This window comes from Streptomyces sp. ISL-94 (assembly GCF_018614075.1).
Taxonomy (GTDB): domain Bacteria; phylum Actinomycetota; class Actinomycetes; order Streptomycetales; family Streptomycetaceae; genus Streptomyces.
In genome coordinates this window covers 119,686-126,640 of sequence record NZ_JAGGOZ010000026.1, presented here as the reverse complement: position 1 = coordinate 126,640, position 6,955 = coordinate 119,686, and the positions used below count along the sequence as shown (strand labels likewise).

Genomic DNA, 6,955 nt, shown 5'->3' with positions numbered 1-6,955 from the left:
GCCGTTCGTGGCCGCGCTGGTCGGCATGGGCGTCGCCGTGCTGTGGGAGGAGCGGGGCAGCAGGGCCGCCGTGCTGACGCTGTCCGGCACGGTGGTCCCGGTTCGGTGACACCTCGGGGGCCGGGTGGGCAGGGCGGCCAGGCGGGGCGCGGTTTCGAGCGGGCCGGCGGGGGCCAGGGCGGGCCTGGCGGCCTGCTGAACGGCACCCAGGTCGGCGCCGAGGCGAAGGCGGCCCTCCGCGCCGACGCTGCCGACTACACCTGGGCGGCCGCCGCCATCGGCTCCCAGAACGCGGCCAGTTACCAGCTGGCGTCGGGCGCGCCCGTGATGGCGATCGGCGGCTTCAACGGCAGCGACCCCTCGCCGACCCTGGAGCAGTTCAAGCAGTACGTGCGGGACGGCAAGATCCACTGGTTCCTCAGCCAGGGAGGCCTCGACACAGCCGGCGCGGCCGGTGGCACGGGCGGCACGGGCGGCACGGGCGGCACGGGTGGGACCGGTGGGACCGGTGGGACCGGTGGGACCGGCGAGGCCGCCCCGGGCGCCACCCGGGCGGACGGCGGCTCTGGCGGAGCCACCGGCACGGCCATCGAGGACTGGATCAAGGCCACCTTCAAGGCCACCGCGGTCGGCGGTGCCGCCTTCTACGACCTGACGGCCCCTATCGGGGGAGTCGCGTCCTGATCCGGCCTCAGAGGCGGCGCACCGCCTAGCATCAAGAGGGCAGACCGGGCATTCCGGGCTGATCCACCTGGCGTGAGGAGGGTGCCTCCATGGTGACCGCGGGCGATCCCGGCGAGATCCGGACCAGTGTGTGGCTGGCCGACAGGCCGGCCGCTCCCGCCAGACGCCGCAGCGAGGCGCCTTCCGGGCTCGACCGGGAGCGGATCACCGCCGCCACCGTGCGGCTGCTCGACGCCGAGGGGCTGGGCCGGTTCTCGATGCGGCGGCTCGCCGCCGGGCTCGGGGTCACCGCGATGTCCCTGTACTGGTACGTGGACACCAAGCACGATCTGCTCGAACTGGCCCTGGACAGCGCCCTGGGCGAGCTGGCCCTCGCCCCCGGCTCGGCGCCGGACGGCTGGCCGGGCCGTCTGCGGGCGCTCGCCCGGGGCTACCGGCGGGTGCTGGCGGACCACCCCTGGGTTGCCCCGCTCACGGCGGCCTACCCGAACATCGGCCCGCACGCCCGGGCCTTCGACGCCACCCTCCAGCGGCTGCTGGACGCGACCGGCCTGGCGGACTCCGCCCGGACGGGGGCCCACCTGGCCCTCTCGCAGTTCCTGCACGGCTGCGGGGGCGCGGCGCGCCGGACTCCCGAAGGGGACTTCTGCCTCGCGCTCGACGTACTGATCGCGGGGATCGAGGCGAAGGCCACCGCCTAGTTTGGGCGGTGGCCTTCGTACGTGCTTCCTGCCGGGTCGGGCTCAGGCCTTGGACGGCACCTCGGCGGGGGTGGTGGCGTCCGCCGGGTCGGAGGCCGCCGCCGGGGTGTGGGCGGCCGTCTTCGACTTCAGCGCGACCTCCTTGATGAACAGGCAGAGCAGCAGGGCGAGCAGTGCGGTGGGCGCCGCGTAGAGGAAGACGTCCCCGACGCCGTGCCCGTACGCGGACTCCACGACCGTGCGGATCGGCGCCGGCAGCTTGTCGAGGTCGGGGATGCCGCCGCCCGTGCCGCCGTGGCCGAGCGCCGCGGCCTTCGGGCCGAGGGCGGTCAGGCCGTCCTTCACGTACCCGGTGACCTGGTGGGCCATGACCGCGCCCAGCGCCGAGACGCCCACGGCGCCGCCGAGCGAGCGGAAGAAGGTGACGACGGAGCTGGCCGCGCCAAGGTCCTCGGGGGCCACCTGGTTCTGGGTGGCGAGGACCAGGTTCTGCATCATCATGCCGAGACCGAGGCCGGTCAGCGCCATGTAGATCGCGATGTGCCAGTACGGGGTGTCGTAGCGCAGGGTGCCCAGCAGACCGAGTCCGGCCGTCAGGAGCACACCGCCGACTACGAGCCAGGCCTTCCACTTGCCGGTCTTGGTGATCACCTGACCGGAAAGGGTGGAAGAGACGAAGAGCCCGCCGATCATCGGAATCGTGAGCATCCCGGACATCGTGGGGGACTCGCCGCGGGCCAACTGGAAGAACTGGCTGAAAAACACAGTGCCCGAGAACATCGCGATGCCGACGAACAGTGAGGCGGCGGAGGCGAGCGAGATGGTCTGGTTGCGGAACAGCCGCAGCGGGATGATCGGGTCGCTCGCGCGGGACTCGACGAGGACGAAGAGCAGGCCGAGCACCACCGCGCCGCCGGTCATCGCCCAGGTCTGCCAGGAAATCCACTCATAGGAGTCGCCGGCCTGCGTGACCCAGATCAGCAGCAGCGAGACGGCGCCGCTGATCAGGAAGGCGCCCAGCCAGTCGACCTTGACGTCACGGCGGACGACCGGCAGGTGCAGGGTGCGCTGGAGCACGATCAGCGCGATGATCGCGAAGGGCACGCCGACGTAGAAGCACCAGCGCCAGCCCAGCCACTCGGTGTCGGTGATGACACCCCCCAGCAGCGGGCCGCCGACGGTGGCGACGGCGAACACCGCGCCGAGGTAGCCGCTGTAGCGGCCGCGCTCGCGCGGGGAGATCATCGCGGCCATCACGATCTGCGCGAGGGCGGACAGGCCGCCGACGCCGATGCCCTGGACCACGCGGCAGGCGATGAGCATGCCGGTGTTCTGGGACATGCCCGCGACCACGGAGCCGAGGACGTAGATCACGAGGGATATCTGGACCAGCAGCTTCTTGCTGAAGAGGTCGGACAGCTTGCCCCACAGCGGGGTGGCGGCCGTCATCGACAGCAGGGCCGCGGTGACCACCCAGGTGTAGGAGGACTGGGTGCCGCCGAGGTCGCTGATGATCTGGGGCAGGGCGTTCGAGACGATCGTGGAGGACAGGATCGCGACGAACATGCCGAGCATCAGCCCGGACAGTGCCTTCATGATCTGTGGATGGGTCATGGATGTGGACGTGGACGTGCCGTCGGGCGTCGCGGACGTCGTCTCCGACCTGGTCATGTTGTTCCTTTGGCTAGAAGCTCGATCGGAGTCGGGCCAGCAGGGTGTTGAGTACGTCGATGTCCTCGGGGGACCAGTCGGCCAGCGCTCTTTGCAGCGCGGCCGTGTGGCGGGCGCCGAGTTCGGCCAGCAGGACCCGTCCGGACGGGGTGAGCCGCAGGATCCGGCAGCGGCCGTCGCCCGGGTCGGGCTCGCGCTCGATCCAGCCGCGCTCGGCGACGTGCGTGACGTGCCGGCTGGTGACCGAGATGTCGACGGCCATGAACTCGGACAGCCGGCTCAGCCGCATCTCGCCGTGCCGGTCGAGCACGGTGAGGACGACGGCGGCGCCGGCCGGGCAGTCCGGGGGCAGGAGGCGGGCGAGGTCCCGCTTGACCGCGCCGATGCCGGTGAGCTGGCGGGCCAGCTCCTCGTGCCGGGCGGCCGGTGCGGTCGGCCCGGCCCCTTTGGGTTCCGTTGTCTGCGTGGCCACCGGACCGCCCCCCATCTTGTTGCTTAGAGCAACCATAGAAGCGGATGGTTGCTACAGGCAAATGAATCCTGGGGGTGGGGCGGTAAAGGAATCGGAAAACCGGCTAGGGTCCTGCTCCATGGCTGACAACCACAACTCACAGGGCCCCGAGGGCAACTACGACCCCGCGGGCAGCACGCAGATGTTCCGCGCCTTCGTCGAGGAGGCCGCGCCTGCCCGGCAGATGCCCACCGGCTCGCGCCGCCAGCGCCGCGAGGAGGAGCAGCAGGCTGCCGGCTCCAAGAACGGCGTGTGGCTCGGGGTCGGCATCGCCCTCGTCCTCGCCTTCGGCGCCGCCCTGTGGGTCGTCCTGTCCTGAGCGCGGTGGGCCGGACTCAGCTCCAGGTGGCCGTGACCTGCCGGGTCTCCACCCGCATGCCCAGCGGGACCCGCCAGGCCTCCACGCACACCGTGTAGGTCTGCGTCTTCGCCGCTCCGCCCGCGATGGGCGCGGGGAGCGGCTGGGTGGTGGTGATCGTGGCCCAGTCGATGCCGAGGGCGCCGATGATGTGCGTCGCAAAGGTGACCGTACCCGCACGGGCAGCGGTGGTCCCGGTGTTGGTGAACGTGACGGTGACCCGCTCGCACCAGCGGTCGGCCGCGGCCGCCCGGGCCGGCGTGGACAGCGTCAGCCGCGCCGGGGCGGACGGGGGCGCAGGCGGGGTCGTGCCGGGCTTCGTCCCCGGGGCCGTCGGCGTGCCGGGGGTTCCCGGGGCGGTCCCGGGGGCCGTGGCGCCGCCGGACGTGCCGGAGGGACCGGAGCTGCCGGGTGGTGTGGTGGCGGGGCCGGCTCCGGGTGGGGTGCCGGGGGTGCCTTCGCGGCCGCCGGGCGCGGGGGGTGTGGCTCCGCCTTGGGCGGAGCTGCCAGGGGCCTGGGACCCCGGAGCACTGGTCGACGTACTGGACGAGGACTCGGAGGAACCGCCCGCCGCGGACGGGCCGCCGCCGAGCTGCTGGAACTCCACCTGGCCCTGGGGTGCCACGTTCTGCCCCGGCCCCCGCTCGGGGCCCGGGGCCGCGGCGCCCACGGCGGCGTAGCCGTCCCGCGCCGGGCCGCCGCAGCCGGTGAGGCCGGCCACGGCCGTGCAGCACAGGGCGAGGAGGGCAGCCGGGGCGGCCGTACGGGATCCCGTTCGCATCGCGCCAGTTTTACTGACGCTCCGTCAATTGGGAAGCCCGTGCGACCGGCTCGTCCCCGTCTTCAGGACCGGACCGGGCGGACCGGGTCAGGCCCCGTCACTCCCCGATGAGGCCTACGCGCAGCTGCGCGAGCGTCCGGGTGAGCAGCCGTGAGACGTGCATCTGGGAGATGCCGACTTCTTCGCCGATCTGCGACTGCGTCATGTTCGCGAAGAACCGCAGCATGATGATCTGCCGCTCCCGGGGCGGGAGTTTGGCCAGCAGCGGCTTCAGCGACTCGCGGTACTCGACGCCCTCGAGCGCGGTGTCCTCGTAGCCGAGGCGGTCCGCGAGCGAGCCCTCGCCGCCCTCGTCCTCGGGTGAGGGCGAGTCGAGCGAGGAGGCGGTGTACGCGTTGCCCACGGCGAGGCCGTCGACGACGTCCTCCTCCGAGACCCCGAGTACGGCGGCGAGCTCCGGGACGGTCGGCGAGCGGTCCAGCTTCTGGGCGAGCTCGTCACTGGCCTTGGTCAGCGCGAGGCGCAGCTCCTGGAGCCGGCGCGGGACGCGGACGGACCAGGAGGTGTCCCTAAAGAATCGTTTGATCTCGCCCACGACGGTCGGCATCGCGAACGTCGGGAACTCCACCCCGCGTTCGCAGTCGAACCGGTCGATCGCCTTGATCAGGCCGATGGTGCCGACCTGGATGATGTCCTCCATCGGCTCGTTGCGGCTGCGGAAGCGGGCGGCCGCGTACCGGACGAGGGGCAGGTTCAGCTCGATCAGGGTGTCGCGTACGTACGCCCGGTCGGGGCTGCCCGCGTCCAAGGCGGCGAGCCGCTGGAAGAGGGAGCGGGAGAGGGTGCGGGTGTCGATGGCTTCCGAGCGGTCAGACGCCGCAGGTGCTGTCGCTGTCGCTGTCGCTGTCGGCGTCGCGCTCTTGACAAGCGTAAGCACCTTGGAGCTGCCCTGATCTACGGACATGCCACCCCCTTGAGGTCGCGGACGGTCGCGTGCGGCGCGCCCGTCAGAGGAACGCAGCCTCCACCTGAATACCGGAGGCGGGGCTGCGGCAAACGCGGTTCCAGCAGAATGTCACATGTCGGCAACACGCTGTAGCGCCATGTCGACATATATCTCCAGCGACAGACGTGATCAGACGGGTGGTCAGCCCGTTCTGTCGGAAAACGCGTGGATGATCTCCACTCGATCCGGTTACGCCTCGATCCTGTTTGCGGATCGCAGGCGGGCGAAGCTCCGGGCGAGCAGCCGGGAGACATGCATCTGGGATACGCCGAGCTCGGCGCTGATCTGCGACTGCGTCAGATTGTTGTAGTACCGCAGGAGCAGGATCCGCTGTTCGCGCTCGGGCAGTTGTACGAGGAGGTGGCGGACGAGGTCGCGGTGTTCGACCCCGGCCAGCTCCGGGTCCTCGTAGCCGAGCCGGTCGAGCAGCCCGGGCATGCCGTCGCCCTCCTGGGCGGCCTCGAGCGAGGTCGCGTGGTAGCTCCGGCCGGCCTCGATGCAGGACAGCACCTCGTCCTCGGTGATGCGCAGCCGCTCGGCGATCTCGGCGGTGGTCGGGGTGCGGCCGTGGAGGGTGGTGAGGTCCTCGGTGGCGGCGTTGACCTGCACCCACAGCTCGTGGAGGCGGCGCGGCACGTGGACGGTGCGGACGTTGTCGCGGAAGTAGCGCTTGATCTCGCCCACGACGGTCGGCATCGCGAAGGTCGGGAACTGCACGCCGCGGTCGGGGTCGAACCGGTCGATCGCGTTGATCAGGCCGATGGTGCCGACCTGGACTACGTCCTCCATCGGCTCGTTGCGGCTGCGGAAGCGGGCGGCCGCGTACCGGACGAGGGGGAGGTTGGCCTCGATGAGGGCTCCGCGCACCCGGTTGTGCTCGCTGGTGCCCGGCTCCAGCCCTTTCAGCTGCCCGAAGAGGACCTGGGTCAGGGCCCGGGTGTCCGCACCCCGGCTCGGCGGTCTCGGGGGCGCGGGGGCGATCGCCGGGGAGGTGGTGGGGGCCGTCGCCGGGGAGGTCGCGGGGGCCGTCGCCGGGAGGGTCGCCTGGGCGGTTGCCGGGGCGGGTGCGGGGGCAGTCGCCTGGGCGGCTGCGGGGGCGGCGGACAGGCATGCGGCCGGGGGCTCCTCGGGCGGCTCCTGCCGGAGCTCCTGCCTCGGTTCGGGCGGCGGCTCGTGCCGGGGCGGTACTTGGGGGTCCTGCTGGGGTGGCACCTGAGGCGCAGTACTGGCCGGCACGGTCACG

Annotated in this window: 6 protein-coding genes and 2 pseudogenes; 3 read left to right on the top strand and 5 right to left on the bottom strand. The window is 72.0% G+C overall.

The genetic code is table 11. From position 1 onward, the window contains the following. A pseudogene (locus J7E94_RS10170) lies at nucleotides 1-684 on the top strand (hypothetical protein); the annotation flags it as partial. 89 nt (nucleotides 685-773) lie between these two features. Further along, on the top strand, nucleotides 774-1,385 hold the full coding sequence (locus tag J7E94_RS10165) for a TetR/AcrR family transcriptional regulator (RefSeq protein ID WP_215014201.1): 612 nt from the start codon (nucleotides 774-776) through the stop codon (nucleotides 1,383-1,385). Between the two features lie 51 nt (nucleotides 1,386-1,436). Here J7E94_RS10165 and J7E94_RS10160 read toward each other — a convergent pair. Together J7E94_RS10160 and J7E94_RS10155 are read right to left on the bottom strand one after the other, a co-directional pair. Then, nucleotides 1,437-3,056, bottom strand: a pseudogene (locus J7E94_RS10160) (MDR family MFS transporter); the annotation flags it as partial. A 13-nt stretch (nucleotides 3,057-3,069) separates the two neighbouring features. Next, a complete protein-coding gene (locus J7E94_RS10155; RefSeq protein WP_215014229.1) occupies nucleotides 3,070-3,543 on the bottom strand; it encodes a MarR family transcriptional regulator in 474 nt (157 codons plus the stop codon). A gap of 103 nt (nucleotides 3,544-3,646) precedes the next feature. Between J7E94_RS10155 and J7E94_RS10150 the strand changes: the two genes are divergently transcribed. Further along, nucleotides 3,647-3,886 (top strand): hypothetical protein, encoded by a 240-nt coding sequence (locus J7E94_RS10150; protein WP_215014197.1) that lies wholly within the window; start codon nucleotides 3,647-3,649, stop codon nucleotides 3,884-3,886. 16 nt (nucleotides 3,887-3,902) lie between these two features. Here J7E94_RS10150 and J7E94_RS10145 read toward each other — a convergent pair whose 3' ends face one another. From J7E94_RS10145 to J7E94_RS10135, 3 genes are all read right to left on the bottom strand, one after another. Continuing rightward, nucleotides 3,903-4,706 carry a hypothetical protein gene (locus J7E94_RS10145; RefSeq protein WP_251056415.1) on the bottom strand — a complete coding sequence of 268 codons (804 nt, stop codon included), beginning with the start codon at nucleotides 4,704-4,706 and terminating at the stop codon, nucleotides 3,903-3,905. A 97-nt stretch (nucleotides 4,707-4,803) separates the two neighbouring features. Further along, complete coding sequence (locus J7E94_RS10140; RefSeq protein ID WP_215014195.1) at nucleotides 4,804-5,670, bottom strand: RNA polymerase sigma factor SigF; 867 nt, start codon at nucleotides 5,668-5,670, stop codon at nucleotides 4,804-4,806. 231 nt (nucleotides 5,671-5,901) lie between these two features. Then, entirely contained in the window at nucleotides 5,902-6,819 is a 918-nt protein-coding gene (locus tag J7E94_RS10135; RefSeq protein ID WP_215014227.1) for an RNA polymerase sigma factor SigF, read from the bottom strand. Nucleotides 6,820-6,955 lie beyond the last annotated feature (136 nt).

What these genes read in the sequence shown, in the direction of transcription:
- J7E94_RS10150 (WP_215014197.1), top strand. Translation starts at nt 3,647, where the DNA reads ATGGCTGACAACCACAACTCACAGGGCCCCGAGGGCAACTACGACCCC.
- J7E94_RS10145 (WP_251056415.1), bottom strand. Translation starts at nt 4,706, where the DNA reads ATGCGAACGGGATCCCGTACGGCCGCCCCGGCTGCCCTCCTCGCCCTG.
- J7E94_RS10140 (WP_215014195.1), bottom strand. Translation starts at nt 5,670, where the DNA reads ATGTCCGTAGATCAGGGCAGCTCCAAGGTGCTTACGCTTGTCAAGAGC.
- J7E94_RS10155 (WP_215014229.1), bottom strand. Translation starts at nt 3,543, where the DNA reads ATGGGGGGCGGTCCGGTGGCCACGCAGACAACGGAACCCAAAGGGGCC.
- J7E94_RS10165 (WP_215014201.1), top strand. Translation starts at nt 774, where the DNA reads ATGGTGACCGCGGGCGATCCCGGCGAGATCCGGACCAGTGTGTGGCTG.